This window comes from Yinghuangia sp. YIM S10712, from assembly GCF_051388935.1.
Classification (GTDB): domain Bacteria; phylum Actinomycetota; class Actinomycetes; order Streptomycetales; family Streptomycetaceae; genus Yinghuangia.
In genome coordinates, this window is sequence record NZ_JBPKBI010000004.1 from 141,740 (window position 1) to 158,960 (window position 17,221).

General features: G+C 73.4%; 11 protein-coding genes, 1 pseudogene and 1 riboswitch. Of the genes and pseudogenes, 2 read left to right on the plus strand and 10 right to left on the minus strand.

All coding sequences use genetic code 11. The features are described from left to right. The 7 genes and pseudogenes from ACRX5W_RS12630 to ACRX5W_RS12660 all read right to left on the minus strand — a co-directional run. Window positions 1-4,195, minus strand: a pseudogene (locus ACRX5W_RS12630) (hypothetical protein); the annotation flags it as partial. 151 nt (window positions 4,196-4,346) lie between these two features. Beyond that, on the minus strand, window positions 4,347-5,471 hold the full coding sequence (cobC, locus tag ACRX5W_RS12635) for an Rv2231c family pyridoxal phosphate-dependent protein CobC (protein ID WP_436788158.1): 1,125 nt from the start codon (window positions 5,469-5,471) through the stop codon (window positions 4,347-4,349). Between the two features lie 180 nt (window positions 5,472-5,651). Then, window positions 5,652-6,098, minus strand: coding sequence for a cobalamin biosynthesis protein (locus ACRX5W_RS12640; protein WP_436788159.1), 447 nt, complete (start codon window positions 6,096-6,098; stop codon window positions 5,652-5,654). Further along, the gene (cbiE, locus tag ACRX5W_RS12645) at window positions 6,095-7,309 is read right to left on the minus strand and encodes a precorrin-6y C5,15-methyltransferase (decarboxylating) subunit CbiE (RefSeq protein WP_436788160.1); all 1,215 of its coding nucleotides are present in this window, start codon (window positions 7,307-7,309) and stop codon (window positions 6,095-6,097) included. The genes ACRX5W_RS12640 and cbiE overlap by 4 nt, the downstream gene beginning before the upstream one ends. Window positions 7,310-7,557: 248 nt before the next feature. Further along, window positions 7,558-9,027, minus strand: coding sequence for a cobyrinate a,c-diamide synthase (locus ACRX5W_RS12650; RefSeq protein ID WP_436788161.1), 1,470 nt, complete (start codon window positions 9,025-9,027; stop codon window positions 7,558-7,560). Window positions 9,028-9,078: 51 nt separating this feature from the next. Continuing rightward, window positions 9,079-9,693, minus strand: coding sequence for a cob(I)yrinic acid a,c-diamide adenosyltransferase (gene cobO, locus ACRX5W_RS12655; RefSeq protein ID WP_436788162.1), 615 nt, complete (start codon window positions 9,691-9,693; stop codon window positions 9,079-9,081). A 103-nt stretch (window positions 9,694-9,796) separates the two neighbouring features. Next, window positions 9,797-11,851 carry a putative cobaltochelatase gene (locus ACRX5W_RS12660; protein WP_436788332.1) on the minus strand — a complete coding sequence of 685 codons (2,055 nt, stop codon included), beginning with the start codon at window positions 11,849-11,851 and terminating at the stop codon, window positions 9,797-9,799. A gap of 132 nt (window positions 11,852-11,983) precedes the next feature. After that, window positions 11,984-12,098, minus strand: a riboswitch (cobalamin riboswitch). A 149-nt stretch (window positions 12,099-12,247) separates the two neighbouring features. Here ACRX5W_RS12660 and ACRX5W_RS12665 point away from each other — a divergent pair. Beyond that, the gene (locus ACRX5W_RS12665; RefSeq protein ID WP_436788163.1) at window positions 12,248-13,234 is read left to right on the plus strand and encodes an alpha/beta hydrolase; all 987 of its coding nucleotides are present in this window, start codon (window positions 12,248-12,250) and stop codon (window positions 13,232-13,234) included. A 72-nt stretch (window positions 13,235-13,306) separates the two neighbouring features. Further along, entirely contained in the window at window positions 13,307-14,077 is a 771-nt protein-coding gene (locus ACRX5W_RS12670; RefSeq protein ID WP_436788164.1) for a class I SAM-dependent methyltransferase, read from the plus strand. Window positions 14,078-14,119: 42 nt separating this feature from the next. Here the strand turns inward: ACRX5W_RS12670 and ACRX5W_RS12675 are convergent, their stop codons facing one another. From ACRX5W_RS12675 to ACRX5W_RS12685, 3 genes are read right to left on the minus strand one after another with little or no spacing between them, the layout of a single operon-like run. After that, window positions 14,120-14,920, minus strand: coding sequence for a MetQ/NlpA family ABC transporter substrate-binding protein (locus ACRX5W_RS12675; protein ID WP_436788165.1), 801 nt, complete (start codon window positions 14,918-14,920; stop codon window positions 14,120-14,122). A gap of 31 nt (window positions 14,921-14,951) precedes the next feature. Further along, entirely contained in the window at window positions 14,952-15,623 is a 672-nt protein-coding gene (locus ACRX5W_RS12680) for a methionine ABC transporter permease (protein WP_436788166.1), read from the minus strand. A 1-nt stretch (window position 15,624) separates the two neighbouring features. Continuing rightward, window positions 15,625-16,725 carry a methionine ABC transporter ATP-binding protein gene (locus ACRX5W_RS12685; RefSeq protein WP_436788167.1) on the minus strand — a complete coding sequence of 367 codons (1,101 nt, stop codon included), beginning with the start codon at window positions 16,723-16,725 and terminating at the stop codon, window positions 15,625-15,627. Window positions 16,726-17,221 lie beyond the last annotated feature (496 nt).

The following is a 17,221-nucleotide window of genomic DNA, read 5'->3' on the forward strand; positions in this document are numbered from 1 at the left end:
CCGCGGACGCGTCCGCGGCCTGCTGGGCTGTCGGCTGCGTCGGCACGGCCTGCCCGGGGTCGGTCGAGGCGGGCGCCTGCTCGTCGGAGGGTCCGGGCTGTTCGGCCTGTCCTCCGGGCGCAGACTGCGTGGGTTGCCCGGGCGGCGCTTCGGACGCGGGCACAGCACGCGGCGCACGGCGCCGCCCGGCCGACGCGTGGTCGGCCTGCCCGTCCTGCGGCCCCGGGGCCGGCTGTTCGGGGTGTGCGGCCTGTGCTGCTTCCGGCGACGCCGACACGGCCTGCGGATCACCGCCGTGCCCGGTCGTCGCTTGCTCGGCGTGCGCGACCTGCTCGGCCTGGCCCGGCTGCGCCTGCGCGGGAACGGCCGCAGGAGCGGAGCGCGGCGCACGGCGACGCCCGGTCGTGGCTTGCTGGGCAGGCTGCTGGACCGCCTGGCCGAGGTGCTGCTCGGCAGGCATACCCTGCCCGGCCTGGTCTGCCTGGGCTGCCTCCGGCTGCGCACTCTGTATCGGCTGGGCCGTGGGGTCGGTCTGGGCGACCTGCACGGGCTGTCCGGCCTGTGCGGGCTGCGCTGCCTGGGCGGGCTCGCCCGCCGGGGCAGGCGCCGACGCATTCGCGGGCGCCGCGACAGACGGGCGAATATCCGGGCCTGGTTCCTGGGCGCCGGGTTCCCGCGCGCCGGGGGCACCTGCGGTGTTCGCGGGGGTTTCCGTCACGTTCTCCTTGCCTGACGTGCTGTTCTCGCCGCCGACCGCGGCCGGGTCATCGGGAACGGGCCGGGCCGACGCCGGGGCCACCGGCGGAACCGGGATCGGCCCTTGGTGCGCGGGCGCGACGTGGTCTCCGGCGGCGGGCGTCCCGGCAACGGGGACGGCCTGCGCTTCCGCATCGCCCTTCGGTCCCTGGGCAGGTGCCGGTGGTTCGGGCGCCGGCGGCGGAGCCGGCGCGACGCGTGCCTGCCGGGCCCGACGCGCGGCAACCCGCCCGGCCCCCGGGACGGTACGCGCCGTCGCCTGCCGGGGACCCGCCGAAGCAGCGTCGACCGCCTCGGACGGAGTCTCCGAAGCGTCCTGGGCGTGCTCCCCGGCGGCACTCGGCGGTGTCTGTCCCTCCCCCGAACCTTCTGTTTCCGCAGGCGAGTTCGGCGACGCCGGTGCTGCGGCACCGGTGGTCTCGGCGGCCTGGGTGGGGACGGTCGGCGACGCGGGCACCGGAGGCTGCGCGCCTGGTCCCTGGCCTTCGGTCGGGGCGGAGGCGCCCGTGTCGACCGGTTGTTCGGCGGCCGGAGCCGCGACCGCTTCGGCCGCAGGCCCGCCCGCCGACGCCGCAGGCTGCGCAGCCGGTGCCTGGTCTCCGGTCGGGGCGGGAACGCCCGTACCGGCCGACTGCTCGGCCGCCGGGGTGGCGACCGCTTCGGCCGCAGGCTCGCCCGCCGACGCGACATGCGCGTCCTGCGCTGCTGCGTTCGGTGTGCTCGCCTCTCGTCCGACGTCGGCCGGACGCGGCTCGGCGACGGCTCCTGCCGATGCGTCGTCGGCTGCGGCAGGCACCGCGGCGGGCTGTTGCCCGGGCGCAACCGCAGGTTGCGGTGCTTCCGCCTGCTGCCCCGGGGGCTCGGCCGCGCGCGCGTCGCCGACGACCGCCCGGACCCGCGTGCGCGGGCGTGCGCCGGGCGTACGCTGCCGCGCGCCGGGGCCGGCATCTGCGGTGCCCGGCGTGCCGGGCTCGGGGGCTGTCGGCTGAGGCGCCGGCTGGGGTGTGGGCTGCGCCCCGGGGTGGCCTTCGGTCGGCGCGGCGGGTTGCGCCGCGGGCTGCGGAGCGGGAGACGTCGCCGACGCGGCTTCGGCGCCAGCCGGAGCCGTCGCGTCCGGCGCGGTTTCCTGCGGGGTCTCCGGCCCTGCCGGACGCGCCCGGAGGCGCGTGCGCGGGGTCCGACGCGGCGCGGTCTCGGGGTCGGCGAACGCGGCCGTGCGCATGCGACGAGACTGCGCCGGCGCCGCGGGAGCCTGAACGGGCGCGGCCTCGTGGACGGCGTCGCGGGCAACGTCTCCCGACTCGACCGGCCCGGTCGGGGGCGGGGGGATACGCGGCATGTCGGCGGGCGCGGACTCGGCGGCCGGGGACGGTGCCGACGACTGGGCGGGCGCCGGGGATTCCGCCCCCGCCGAGCTCGACGGCTGGGGCTGGTCCACCGGTTGGGCCGGCTGCTGCGCCGACTGCTGCTGCGCTTGCGGTGCGGATGCGTTCTCGGGAAGCGGCACCGCGCCCGGGGGCTGAGGTACCTGCTGCTGCGCGGCCGGTTCCTGTGCCTGGGGCGGCGTGGTTTCCTGCGTTCCCTGCTGTTGGTGCTGTTGGGACGGCAGCGCAGGGGGCGACGGCACCGGCTCGGCACCGGAGTTCGGCGCAGCGTTCGGCTGGGGAGTGTTCGGCTGTGGAGCGGTGCCCGGGGCGGTGTTCGGTTGCTGGGTGTTCTGCTGTGCGGTGTCGGATTGGGCGGTGTTCGGCTGTCCGTTGGTCTCTACCGCCCCCGGACCGCCGGGCTGTCCCGGAACCACCGGCGCCTGCCCCGCTGCGGGCGTCGCACTCTGGGCCGTCTGCGGGGCGTTCGGTTGCAGCGTGTTCGCTTGCGCGGTGTTCGCCTGCGCCGTGTCCGGACCATCGGGCTGTCCCGGAACAACCGGCGCCTGCCCTGCCGCCGGCGTCGCATTCTGAGCGGGTCTGACCGCTTGGTGCTGTGCCGATACGGGCCCGCGGCCCACTCGGCGCTGTCGGCGCGGCGGCAAGGTCGTACGCGGCGGCGGAGCGCCACCGGCTCCGGCGGTCATCGCCTGGACCTGCTGCGACTGCGGCGATCCCGTTGGCTGCTGCGGGAGTTGCACAGGTACGGCGGAGGCCTCGGGCTGTGCGCCCGGCGCGGCCGTCGTGTCCGGGAGCTGCTGCGGCGCCGGTGCGGTGGGCGCGGGGTGATCCGGGGACTGCCCCGGCGTCGTGCCCTCCGGTGCGGCGTACTGCTGCTGTTGCGGCAGTGCTTCCGCGCCGGGCCGTACCCCGGAGCCCGGCGTCGGCGGCATGTGCTGACCGGCGTCGACGGCCTGGTGTCCGAGGGCCGGTGCCGCGCCGGAGTCGGTCGCGTGGCCTCCCGGCATCCCGAACGTCCCGGCCTGCGAAGGCTGTTCGGCGACCTGCGCGGCGGCCGACCGGGCGTCCGGGAGCTGGTGCGCGCCGGAGTGCTGGGGGTGTGGCACCTGCGGCTGGGCCTGCTGCGCGGTTGCGAACTCCTGGGCGGGCATGCCGAGTTGTGGTCCGGCAGCGGCAGGTGCGAAGCCTGCGGGCGGGACGGGCGCGGCTGCGGCGGCCGACATGCGGTCGGCGAGCGAGCGCACCGGTCCCGACGTGGGTCGGGTGCTCTCTTGGAGTGGAGCCGAAGGCACAGGTGTCCCCGGGGGCGGCGGGTAGGCCGGCGGCTGGGGCATCCCGTGAGACGTCGCGGCTCCGCCGTTCTGCGAAACACCGAACTGCCCGGTGTCGACAGGCGGAACGGGCGCCGGCGGCACGGGCGCCGGGTTCGTGACCGGTCCGTGGCCCACCTGGTGTGCACCCGACGACGCGGGGTCGGCGTGTGTGCCGAATGCGGGCGTGCCGACCTGTCCGTCCGGGTAGCCCGCGACGGGCGGGGGTGTCGATCCCGGCGCGGCGGCCTCGGGGTGGCCTGGCTGCGGCACGCCGTACGCGCCTGCCACAGGCGGGAGATGCCCCTGTCCCGGCGGCACGGGATGGCCCGGCATGGCGGGAGGGAGCGGTTGTCCGTCCTGTGCGTGTTGCATGTGCGGCACTTGCGGCACCTGCGGCATGGGCGGCTGCGCGGGCGGCATGTGCTGCCCCTCCGGGGGCATGTGGCCGAGCGCGTCGGCGGGCGCGCCCATCGCGTAGCCGGGAGCCGGAACACCGGGCGGGACCGGAGCCGGCGGCATGTGGGCGGCCTGGAAGTGGCCGGACTCCGGCGACGGCACCTCGGCCCAGCCGCCCTGCGGGCCGGGCATGAGCAGCGCGTCGTCGTCGTCCAGGTCGTCGAGTTCGTCGACGCCGTCGGCGTCGGGGTAGCCGTATGCGGGACCGGTCGTGCCGGGGTGCCCCGGGACGGCCGCCGGGTTCTGCGGCCCGCTTGCGGGACGCAGCTCGTCTGACTCGTTCATGCCCGCACCTCGCCGAGCTCGGCGCCGCACCCGCGGAGCGCGCCGCGTTGAACGGTTCGCTCGCTGCGCTCGCTCGTGCAGGCCCCTCGCAGCGCTCGGTGCCCACATTCGCGAACCGCAACCCCCCGATTGGTTCGCTCGCTGCGCTCGCTCACGTCGTCAACACCCCTTCTAGTGCAGCCGCGAAGGCCTGTGTCGTGGCGCGGTCTCGTACCGCTATCCGAAGCCAGTCCGGGCCCAGGCCCGGAAAGGTGTCGGCCCGCCGGACCGCGAAGCCCCGCTCGCGCAGGAGTTCGCGGACCCGGAGGCCCCCCTCGATGTGCGCCAGCACGAACGAGGCGCGGGGTTCGACGGGGAGCCGAACCCCGGGGATCGCCCGCAGTCTTGCCATGAGGTACGCCCGGTCCGTCGCGAGCGTAACCGCCGAAGCGTCGGCGTGTGCCAGGGCTTCCAGCGTGCTGCACGCCTCCGCGGCGACCAGGGCGGGTGTGGAAACCGACCAGAGCGGCTGCGCGTCGGCGCAGCGTCGTACCAGGTCGGCGGGGGCGAGGAGATAGCCGACGCGGAGTCCGGCGAGCGCCCAGGTCTTCGTCAGGCTGCGGACCACGACGAGCCCTTCGACGTCGCGCCGTTCGGCGAGGCTTTCGGGTTCGCCGGGGATGGTGTCGGCGAAGGCCTCGTCGACCACGAGCACGCGTCCGGGGCGGGCGAGTGCGGCGATGGTCGCGGCGGGGTGCAGGACGGATGTGGGGTTGGTGGGGTTGCCGAGCACCACGAGGTCGGCCTCTTCCGGGATCTGTGCCGGATCAAGGCAGAAGGCGTCCTGTTCGCGCAGGACAACCTGGTGGACAGTATGCCCGGCGGCCTGCAACGCGGCCTCCGGTTCGGTGAACTGCGGGTGCACCACGACCGGATGACGCGGCGTCAGGGCGCGGGCGAGCAGTACGAAAGCCTCGGCTGCGCCGGCGGTGAGAAGTACCTCGTCGATCGGACGGCCGTGGCGCGCGGCGACCGCGCGGCGGGCCGAGGTGTCGTCGGGGTACGCGGCGAGGCCGGTGAGGCTCGCGGCGAGGCGTTCGGCGAGCCACGCGGGCGGTGCGCTTCCTCGGACGTTCACGGCCAGATCGACGAGCCCCGGCGCGAGTTCCCGGTCGCCGTGGTGGCGGAGGTCGATGTGCCCGGCGCCGTGCTCGGCGCACACATCGTCGGCACGGTCGGCGGTGCGGTGGGCGGGAGCGGACGCGGGGTCGGGCGAAGTCGTCGTGGTGGTGCGCATGTCCGGTCTGTCCGTGCCCCTGCCGTGCCTCGTGCCGTGTGTCGTGCGGTCCGCCGTCGGGCCGTCGGCGTCCATCATGCTGGTGGCCGCACCGGTCCGGACCGGCGGGGTCGTCGGTCCGATCACTGCCTGGTCCCCTCTGCTCGATTCACCGCGTGTCGACCCTGGTTTTCCGGCAGTTCATGTCGCCTTCCCACCAACCTGATGGCGTGCCAGGGCAATCGTGCACATAGAAGGGCGGCGGGCGCTGCGTGTTTTCCCCAACACGAGGACCCCGCCGGGCGCGGCGGCGAGCGCGGCGGCCTCGGCGACGCTCGGTGTGCCGATCGTCCGGCGCACCACCTCGGACGGGTGCGGTACGGGCGTCGCGGCCAGGCGCTCCGGCGGCAGCCACAGCATCGTCGCCCCGAGGTCGTCCGCGAGCGCGCGAATGGCCGGTTCGTCGCGCTTGGTTGTGACGCTGGCCACGGTCGCCACGCACGCGCGCGCGAGCCCTGCCGTGGCGAGGGCCGCACACAGCGTCTCGTGAACTTCTTCGTACGCGACCCCCCGCGATGCCCCGACACCGACCACGATCCGGGACGGCGCGGGGCCCGGTGCGCCGCCGTTCGCCGGTTCGGCACTCACAACCGTTCGCCCCACAGCATGAACACCGGTGCGGCGGGAGTGAGCCGGTGTGCCTGCCCGGCGGCGGGCGTCAGGCGCGACGACTGCAACAGCGTTCCTTCGACGGCGTATCCGGCGCCGGTGAGCGCGGTGTGGACCTCCCCCACGGGTTCGAGTGCGGGAAGCACGGCCACCAGGCGCTCCGGGCGGCGGGCGGCGCATGCCGCGACGACGTCGGCGCCGCCTCCGCCGATGAACACCGCATCGGGATCGGGGAGTCGCGACAGGGTGTCCGGTGCGGTCCCGGACACCACCTGGATTTCCACGCCGTAGCGCGCGGCGTTGGCGTGGATGTGCTCGCAGCCGAGCGGGTCGCGTTCGACGGCGATGACGGCGGCGCCCTGGCGGGCCACTTCGACGCTCAGGGCGCCGCTGCCGGCGCCGATGTCCCACACGAGGTCCCCGGGCGCGGGGCCGAGCCGGGCGACGGCAATCGCGCGTACTTCGGGTTGAAGAATGGGCGCGCCCACGGTGTCGTACGCGTCCTCGTCGAGCCCCCATCCGCGCACCGGGCCGGGAAAGTTGGACCGTTGTCCGGAGATCCAGCCGGCCGGCGCGGAGGTGACGGGGTTGGGGCCGACGACGATGACCACGTTGGGGTCGGCCCACGTGCGGTCGGCCGCCTTGTCGGCGGAGAGCATGGTGACTTCCTCGTGCTCGGTGCCGAGGTTTTCACACACGACGAAGGTGCGCGGCACGTCGCGCAGCATCAGGCCGAGTTCGGCCGGCCCGGAGCCGGGCCCGGTGAGCACGGCGACTTTGCCGTACGCCCGGCACACGTTGACCGCGCGGCGCAGCTCGCGGCCGTGGGCGCTGACCACTTTGGCGTCGTCCCAGGGCATCGCGGCGCGGGCGAAGGCGTGGGCGACGGACGAGACCGCGGGCACGATTTCGAGTTCGAGTCCGTACTCGGGTCGGCGCAGTATGCGCACGATGCCGAAGAATCCGGGGTCGCCGGAGGCGACGACGACGGCGGTGCCCCGGTGTTCACTGATCCGCCGGGCGGCGACGTGCACGTTGCCCATGACGACGCGTTCGGCCGCCTCGGGGACCTCGACGGCGTCCAGGTGCCGCGCGCCGCCCGCGACGAGCGTCGCCGACCGGAGCGCGGTGCGCGCGGCAGCGGACAACGGCGCGCCGTCGTACCCGATCACGGTCACCCTGTCAGCCATGTGCTTTCCGTCCGTCCTTGTCTTCCTGGTCCGGCAGTCGCGCGGCGCCTCTCCCGGCGACGACGTCCCGAAAGGCGCGCGGGGTTCCGCGGTGCCGGGTCGTGTCGGCCGTGGCCGATCATCCCGCGCGGGGGGACCGCCGCGCACATCGGACCACAACGTGACATGGAGGCCCGCCACCGATTTTCGGCCGCTCCGCGCGGATCAACCGGTCGTTCTTCGGCCACTTCGTGGTGCCGGGGGCCGCCTCACGCCCGCGTGGCGGCCCTGCCCGCCGCGGCGACGAACCGTCGCGCGGCATCGGGGTTCCCGGCCCAGTGGGTGTGAAGGTACGAGGCGTGCACCCGGCCGACGACGAATCCCTCCCGGCGGGGTGCGACCGGCTCGCCGAGCGGGGTTCGACGGCTCTCGGCGGCAGCGCCGCCCCGGCCGCGCGGGCCGCCGGCCTGCGCGGGCGCCGGCGCGTCCCACTGCCACGCGGCCTGCGCGCCCGCGCCCGGTGTCACGGCCGTGCGGTGGAACTCGTGCCCGCGCACGACGGCTCCCTCCGCCGCCAGGACCGAGTCCGACGCCGCGACGGCCTCGCGATAGCCGAGCGTCAGTCGCTCGGTCATGCGCGCGTCGGCGGGCAGCACGCCGCACATGGGGGCTCCGTCGAGTGAACGCGCGAGGTACAGGAGCCCGGCGCATTCGGCGGCGATCGCTCCGCCGTGCGAGGCGAGATCCGCGACCGCGGTGCGCAGCGGCTGGTTCGCGGACAGTTCGGCGGCGTAGACCTCGGGGAAGCCGCCGCCGATGACGAGTCCGCAGACGCCGTCGGGCAGCCGCTCGTCACGCAGCGGGTCGAACGTGCACACGTCCGCTCCGGCGGCGCGCAGGAGTTCGGGTGTCTCGGCGTAGCCGAAGGTGAACGCCGCGCCGCCGGCGACCGCGATCCGGGGCCGTGCGCTGTCGCCGAAGCCGGCGGTTCCGCACGCCGGTTCCCACGCGTCGGTGCGAAGTGGCCCGGCGGCACGGGCGATCCGCTCGATCGCGTCGAGGTCCACGGACGTCCGGACCAGCTCGCCGAGTTCGGCGACGGTGGCCACCGCCTCGGTACGGCGTTCCGCGACCGGGACGAGCCCGAGGTGACGCGACGGTTTGGCGATCGTGTCGTGGCGGCCGAGCACCCCGAGGACCGGGATGCCGAGCGGTGCGAGCGCGTCGCGCAGGATCTCCTCGTGGCGTTCGGTGCCGACCCGGTTGAGGACGACGCCGGCGAGGTCCACGCCCGGGTCGAAGGTCGCGAAGCCGTGGACCAGCGCCGCGATCGAACGGCCTTGCGAGCGCGCGTCCACGACCAGGACCACCGGAGCGCGAAGCAGCCGGGCGACGTGTGCGGTGGAAGCGAAGTCGGCGCGTCCGGCGGCTCCGTCGTACAGCCCCATGACGCCCTCGACCACCGCGATGTCCGCGGCGTGCGCGCCGTGGGCGAACAACGGGGCGATGCGCTCCTCCCCGACGAGAAACGGGTCGAGGTTGCGGCCGCGGCGTCCGCACGCGAGGGCGTGGTAGCCGGGGTCGATGTAGTCGGGGCCGACCTTGTGCGGGGAGACCCGGAGGCCACGTGCGGTGAGGGCGGCCATGAGGCCGGTGGCCACGGTGGTCTTGCCCTGTCCGGAGGCGGGCGCGGCGATCACGACGCGCGGCGGGCCGGCGACCGCCGCGTCCGTCAGCATCTGCTCACCTCGCGCCCGCCGGGCCGCCGAATGTGCCGCTCGCCGCGCCGCTCACCATTCGATGCCTTTCTGGCCCTTTTGCCCGGTGTCCATCGGATGCTTGACCTTGGTCATCTCGGTCACCAGATCGGCATGCGCGAGAAGGTCGGGGTGCGCGTCACGGCCGGTGATCACCACGTGCTGGCGGCCGGGCCGGGCGGCGAGCGTGTCGATCACGTCCGCGACGTCCACCCAGCCCCATTTGATCGGGTATGTGAACTCGTCGAGCACGTAGAGGCCGTACGCCTCGTCGGCCAGGTCGCGCTTGATCTGCGCCCAGCCCTCGGCGGCGTCCGCGGCGTGGTCGGCGTCGGAGCCGGGGCGCTGGATCCACGACCAGCCCTCGCCCATCTTGTGCCACGCGACCCGTCCGCCTTCGCCGGTCTCCTCGTGGAGCCGGCCGAGGGTGCGCAGCACGTTCTCCTCCCCGACCTTCCACTTCGCCGACTTCACGAATTGGAATACCCCGACCGCCCAGCCCTGGTTCCACGCCCGCAGGGCGAGCCCGAACGCCGCGGTGGACTTCCCCTTGCCCGGTCCGGTGTGCACCATCACGAGCGGACGGTTGCGGCGCTGCCGGGTGGTCAGACCGTCGGCCGGTATGTGTTCCGGCTTGCCCTGCGGCATGGCGTCTCCATGGGGACGGAAGTGGTCGGAGGAGTAAGGGGGTTCACAGCCGACGGCCGCGCGATGCGACGAACGTCTCCGTGCTCGCGGTCGTCACGGCTCGTCAGCTCGCGGCGCGCAGGTCGCGGACCAGCCCGGCCAGGCCGTCTGCGGCGAGCTCGGCGAGGCCGAGGACCGGGCCGGCCAGATCGGCGGCCAGGCGCGCCGCCAACCCGAGGCGGACCGGGCCGCTCTCGCAGTCGACGACCACCGACGCGGTCCCGGACGCGGCCAGCAGCCCCGCGGCCCGGCGCGCCTCGCCGAGTGGGTCCCGGCCGTGGGTTGCGCGGCCGTCGGTGACCACGACGAGCAGCGGGCGGCGACGCGGGTCGCGCAGGCGTTCGACACGCAGGGTCTCGTAGGCGCGCAACAGACCTGCGGCGAGCGGTGTGCGCCCGCCCGTGGGCAGCGCGGCGAGCCGGGCCGCGCCGGCCTCCACCGACGATGTCGGCGGCAGCGCGAGTTCGGCGCCCGCTCCCCGGAATGTGACCAGGCCGACCTTGTCGCGGCGCTGGTAGGCGTCGAGCAGGAGCGAGAGCACCGCGCCCTTGACCGTGCGCATGCGAGCCCGCGCAGCCATGGACCCGGAAGCGTCGACGACGAACAGCACGAGGTTTCCCTCCCGGCCCTCGCGCACCGCTTCGCGGACGTCGTCGCGCCGCACGACGAGGCCGGGCCCGGAACGGCCGCGGGCCCGCTGGTACGGCGCGGCGGCACGCACCGTGCCGAGCAGGTGCGGACGACTCGTGCGACTGCCCGACGGGCGGCGTTCCCCGGTTGCGCGCCCGATGCCGGTCTCGGCACGCGAACGCCGCCCGGCCGCGCCCTGTCCCAGGCCGGGGACGGCGATCAGACGGGCCCGGAACGGTTCGGCGGCGGCCACCGCGGGCTGTTCGGCGGCAGGCGCGGCGGCGGCCGGGCCGGATGCGGCGGACGCCTCGGGCCCGCTGCCCGTCGGGGCGCTGCCGTTGCTCTGGTCCGCCTCGGCTGGAGTCCGGGGGCCCGGCGCGCGGTCGGTCCGCCCGCCGCCCGGCCCGGGGTTGCCGGGGCCGTCCGGATCGGGCTCGTCGTCGTCCGGTGCCGGCTGCTCGGGCTCGTCGGGCTCGTCGGGCTCGTCTTCGAGCGCTTCGTCGAGTTTGTCGTGATCGAGGCCGGGTGCGTCGAAGGGGTTGCGTCGCCGGCGGTGCGGCAGCGCGAGCTGCGCGGCGCGGCGCACGTCGGAGGCGTCGACTTCGGTGCGGCCCTGCCAGGCCGCGAGGGCGATCGCGGTCCGCGCGGTGACCAGGTCGGCGCGCAGCCCGTCGACCTCGAAGGCCGCGCACACCCGGGCGACGCGCTCCAGTTCGGCGTCGGGCAGCGTGACCCGGGGCAGCAGGTCGCGGGCGCGGACGATACGCGCGGCGAGTTCGGCGTCGTCGTCCGCCCAGCGCCGGGCGAAAGCGTCCGGGTCGGCCTCGTACGCGAGTCGGCGGCGCACGACCTCCGCGCGCTCGCGTGGCTCGCGGCTCGCGGCCACCTCGACGGTGAGTCCGAAGCGGTCGAGCAACTGCGGTCGCAGTTCGCCTTCCTCGGGGTTCATCGTGCCGACGAGGAGGAACCGGGCGGCGTGCCGAACCGACACGCCTTCGCGTTCGACGTGCGCGGTGCCCATCGCGGCGGCGTCGAGGAGCAGGTCCACGAGGTGGTCGTGCAAAAGGTTGACTTCGTCGACGTACAGCACCCCGCGGTGCGCCCCGGCCAGCAGACCGGGCTCGTACGCCTTGACGCCCTCGGCCAGCGCCCGTTCCAGGTCGAGCGAGCCGACCAGGCGGTCCTCCGTGGCGCCGACCGGAAGCTCGACCAGGCGCGCACGCCTGGTCTCGGCCGGTGCGGACGCGTCGTGCGGGCCGTCGGGGCAGGCGGGATCGGGCGCGGCGGGGTCGCAGGCGAACCGGCAGCCGGAGACGGTCTCGGTGTCGGGCAGCAGCGCGGCGAGTGCCCGCACCATCGTCGATTTCGCGGTGCCCTTCTCGCCACGCACCAGCACGCCGCCCACGCCGGGCGAGACGGCGTTCAGCAGCAGCGCCAGCCGCAGGTCGGCGAGCCCGACGATCGCGGAGAAGGGGTAGCCGGCGCTCATCGGGTGCCCACCAAGTTGCAGAAACAGCGCGCCGGATTCGGCGTCGTGCGCGGCGACATCGGCTGTCGGCCTCCCTCGGGTGTCCACGCCCTGGTCGGTGACGGGACCGCGGCGCGGGCCCGGACAGCCGGAAGTGTCTGGCTCCCGGGAATCACGGCCGACGAAAGCCCCCGTCCGCACGGGGCGTTCGCGCGTTCGCCTCTCCCGGTCACAGTGGCGGGACCGCTCCGGCTTCGACCGGATTCCTCCCCAGACTGTCGGCGACAGCTTCTCACACGCGTGTCGGACTCCCCCGGCCGCCCTGGCCCGCCCGGGGTCGCGACCCCAGTCGCCCCAATACGGCCTGCGGGGGTGGTGTACGACCGGCTAGGGCGCGCGCTGGCAGACTGGCCGCTCATGGGAGACCCGGTGTACGCCCCCGACGTCCTCGGCGGGTTCGAAGCCACGACACTGCCCCTGCGGGACGACGCCGAAGGCGAGGCGGTCGCGACCCTGGTGCGACGACGCGCCGACGAGCCGACCAGGCGCGCGGTGCTGTATGTCCACGGGTTCAACGACTACTTCTTCCAGACCCACCTCGCCGACTTCTACACCGGCGCCGGGTTCGACTTCTACGCCCTCGACCTGCGCTCGTACGGCCGGTCGATCCGACCGCACCGACGCACCAACTACATCGACGATCTCGGTCGCTACGCCGAGGAGTTGGACGAGGCGGCGCGGCTGGTCCGGGAGGTCGACGGGCACGATGTGCTGCTGGTGAACGGGCATTCCACGGGCGGCCTGGTCACCGCGCTGTGGGCGCACCACCGCGTCGGGCGCGGCGTGATCGACGGGCTGTTCCTCAACAGTCCTTTCCTCGACCTGAACGCTCCCCTGGTGACACGGACCGTCGGCGTCCGGGCGGTGCACGCGGCACGGCACTACGTGGCGGAGCGTCCCGTGCCGAGCGCGTTGGGCGGCGGTTACGGGCAGAGCCTGCACCGGGACCACCGCGGCGAGTGGGAGTTCGACACGGCGTGGAAGTCGTTGGCGGGCCTGCCTGCGTACGCGGGCTGGGTGGCGGCCGTGCACCGCGGTCACCGCGCGGTGGCGCGCGGGTTGACGATCGACGTTCCTGTGCTGGTGATGGCATCGGCGGCGAGCGTCGACGGCCGGGCCTGGAGCGAGGCACTGCACCATGCCGACGCGGTCCTGGACGCGAACCGCATCGCGCTGCTGGCGCCGCGGTTGGGCGGCCATGTGACGATCGTTCGGATCGAGGGAGGCATGCACGATCTGGTGCTGTCCCGTAAGCCGGTGCGCGACCGGGTGTTCGACGAACTGCGGCGCTGGCTCGGCGCCTACGTGGGTTCCCCGGCCACACCGATCACCCGTTCGGGTTAACACCCGGGGACGGGGCCGGGAAATCCGTCCGACCTGGGACTATGGGCGGGTACAGACTGCTAGCGTCGCCGCGTGGGGGCTCACGAGGTCGCGAACGCCGACAGCACACGCACTGTCGAGGTCTACGAACGCGCGCGTCCCTCCTATCCGTTGACCGCCCTGGCCGAGTTGGCCGACGCGTTGGAGCTCGGCGCGGGGCGCACCGTCGTCGATCTCGGCGCCGGAACGGGCCTGTTCACACGTCTGCTGGCGCTCACGGGCGCGCGGGTGGTCGCGGTGGAGCCGGTGGCGGCGATGCGCGGACGGCTGGCCGAGTTGCTGCCCACGGTCACGGTCGCCGACGGCACGGCGGAGCGGACCGGCCTCGCGAGCGGTTCGGCGCACGCCGTGGTCGCGGCGCAGGCGTGGCACTGGTTCGACACCGAGGCGGCGCTGGCCGAGGTCGAACACGTGTTGGCGCCGGGCGGCGGACTCGGGCTGGTGTGGAACACGTACGACGAATCCGTGCCGTGGGTCCGCGACTACCGGGACGTGTGCGCCCGCCACGCACCGGCCGGGCTGCCCGGGCAGCGCGACTGCGCGTGGCGGGACGCGCTGGAGTCCCGTCCGGGGTGGGGCGTGATCCGCGAGCGGCATTTCGCCAACCCGCACGGCATGTCGCGCACCGCACTGATCGACCGGGTGCTCGCGACCACCCGCGTCACGGCCCTGGAGGAGGCCGAACGCGCCCGCGTGCGGCGCGAGGTCGAGGACGTGCTCGACGACCATCCGGAGACACGCGGCCGGGAGCAGCTCGAACTGCCTTACGTCACCGACGTGTACTGGACCGTGCGGACCAACTGATTCGCGCCTGTGGCGCGTTCGGCTGCCGGGTCGGAATCGGGATCAGAACGCCGGGATCACCGACCCCTGGTACTCGTCCTCGATGTACTTCTTCACCTCGGGCGAGTTGAGCAGCTTTTTCAGCTTCAGCACGTTCTCGTCGTTCTCGTGCCCCTTCTTGACCACGAGGAGGTTCGCGTACGGGTTGTTGTCGGCCTTCTCCAGTACCAGCGCGTCCTTGGCACTCAGGTTGGCCTGCAGGGCGTAGTTGCCGTTGACGACCGCCGCGTCGACGTCGTCGAGGGTGCGCGGCAACTGCTCGGCGTCGAGGGCCTTGAACGTGAGCTTCTTGGGGTTGGCGGTGATGTCCCGCTCGGTGGCGTTGACGCCGACGCCGTCCTTCAGTGTGATCAGCCCGTTGTCGGCCAGCAGCTTGAGTGCGCGCCCGCCGTTGGTGGCGTCGTTCGGGAACGATATGGTCGCGCCTTCCTTCAGGTCCGCGAGCGCTTTGTTCTTCTTCGAGTACAGCCCGAGCGGTTCCAGGTGCACGCGTGTGACGGGGACGAGGTCCTTCTTGTTCTCGGCGTTGTACTTGTCCAGGTACGGCTGATGCTGGAAGAAGTTGGCGCTCACGCTGCCGTCGTCGAGAGCCGGGTTCTGCAAGGAATAGTCGTCGAATACTTCGACGTCGAGCTTGAGCCCCTCGGCGGCGGCGAGGTTGCTCTTGACGTATTCGAGGATCTGCGCGTGCGGGACCGCCGATGCGGCCACCTTGAGGGTGTCGGAGTCGCCCGACTCGTCGGAGCAGGCCGCGAGGCCGAGGGCGAGCGTTCCAACGGCCGTGAGAGCGATGATCTTGCGCACGAAGAGTGCCTTCCTTATTCCGGGGTGGGTGTCAGCGGTGGCTCAGTCGGCGCGCCACGAAGTCGCCGATGAGCTGGACCGCTTGGACGATGACGATCAGGACGACGACGGTCACGAGCATCGTCCGGTCGTCGAAGTTCTTGTAGCCGTAGCGGATGGCCAGGTCACCGAGGCCGCCGGCGCCGATCACGCCGGCCATCGCGGAGTAGCCGATGACCGCTATGGCGGTCACCGTGAAAGCCGACACCAGTGACGGCAGTGCTTCCCGGACCAGGACTTTGCGCACGATCGTGGGAACGGAGGCGCCCATGGCCTGTACGGCCTCGACCAGGCCGCGGTCGACTTCGCGTACGGACGTCTCGACCAGGCGCGCGAAGAACGGGATCGCCCCGACGGTGAGCGGGACCACCATGGCGTCGGTGCCGATCGCGGTGGCCTGGCCGAACAGCCCCATGACCCATCGGGTGAACGGGATCAGGGCGACCAGCAGAATGAGGAACGGGAACGACCGGCCCACGTTGACGACGAAGCCGAGCACTTTGTTGACCGGCGCGAAGGCCGACAGCCCGCCCTTGTCGGTCAGGACGAGCAGGACTCCGAGGGGCAGTCCGGCCAGGACGGTGAACAGCATCGTCCACCCGACCATCGAGAACGTCTCCTGCGAGGCCGTCCACAAAAGCGGGCGCAGTTCGTCCCAGGGCACGTCAGGCCTCCTTGGCGAGGGAAGCGGAAGCTGCCGCGGTGGCGTCGGGTGCGGCCGTGAAGGGTCCGGGGGCCGTGGAGGGTCCGGGAACACCCGGCCCGACATGCGGTCCGTCGGCCTCGCGGACATCCACATGCAGGCCTTGGTCGCGCAGAAAGCCGAGCGGGGCCGCGTTGTCCTCGAACGGGCCGTCGAGTGCGATCCGCATGCGGCCCACCCGGCGCCCGCCGAGCGTCTCGACGGACGCGCCCAGGATGTCGACGTCGACGTCGTAGGTGCGGGCGAGTGTCGACAAGAACGGCCGGGCGGACTCGGTTCCGCGGAAGGTGATGTCGACGACCGTGGTCGCACCGCCGTTCGCGGTGTGCCGCCCGAGGGGGAACACGGCACGGGCGAGGCGCGAGTCCGGGCGGGTCAGCAGGTCGGCGACCGTGCCGGTTTCGGTCACCCGCCCGTCCTCCATGAGCGCGGCCGAGTCGCAGATGCCTTTGACGACTTCCATCTCGTGGGTGATGAGCAGGATCGTCAGGCCACGCGACGCGCGGAGCTCGCGCAGCAGGTCGAGGATCGAGCGTGTGCTCTCGGGGTCGAGCGCCGAGGTCGCTTCGTCGCAGAGCAGCACGCGCGGGTCGTTGGCCAGCGCACGGGCGATGCCGACGCGCTGCTTCTGTCCGCCGGACAGTTGTGCGGGATAGGCCTTCGTATGCCGGTCGAGCCCGACCAGCTCCAGCAGCTCTCCGACCTTGCGCTGCCGAGCGGCACGGCCGACCCCGGCGATCTCCAACGGCACCGCGACATTGCCCGCGACGTCGCGGTTGGACAGCAGGTTGAAGTGCTGGAAGATCATGCCGATGCGCCGCCTTTCGGCGCGCAGCTCGCGCGCCGAGAGCGCGGTGAGCTCCCGGCCGCCCACCTCGACCGTGCCCGAGGTGGGGCGTTCGAGGAGGTTCACGCAGCGGACCAGCGTGCTCTTGCCGGCTCCGCTGCGGCCGAGCACGCCGAAGATCTCCCCCTCGGCCACGGTCAGGTCGACGTGTTCGAGCGCGGTCACCTCACGGCCGCGGGTACGGAAGACCTTGGTCAGTGCGTGGGTACGTATCACCGTGGGTTCCTGGGGGCGTCATGACCGCCGGACGGGGCCGGGAGGCCTCGCAGCAAACGTCGGCGGCGAGTCGGGGGAAGTCGGCAGGGTCCCGGGGCGCCGCATCAGTCGGGCGCGCACCCGGGGGCGGGCACAGGGCTCAGGGGCTGGAACTGGGGCTGGGGCTGGGGCTCAGAAACTCTGAGGCTCTGAGGCTCAGCAACCGCGCATTCGACAGCGGTGACAGCGGGGGCACTCACCGCAGCGGTGGCTCATCCGCCCGACCTGGTACATACACCCTGCACGACACATACAGCGAACTGTCGGGGCGAGAGCCTCGACCATGCGCATGTATGCCGTGACGACCATGGCGGTGATTAAATCAGACAAGACGCGCCATGGGAAATGAGATCTCAAGCAAAGAGCCCCGGCAGCCATCACTTCACAGGCTGCCGGGGCTCTTTGAAGTTGTTTCCAAGGTATGAACAGGTGTGGCGTGTGCGCGGCTGAGGGTGGC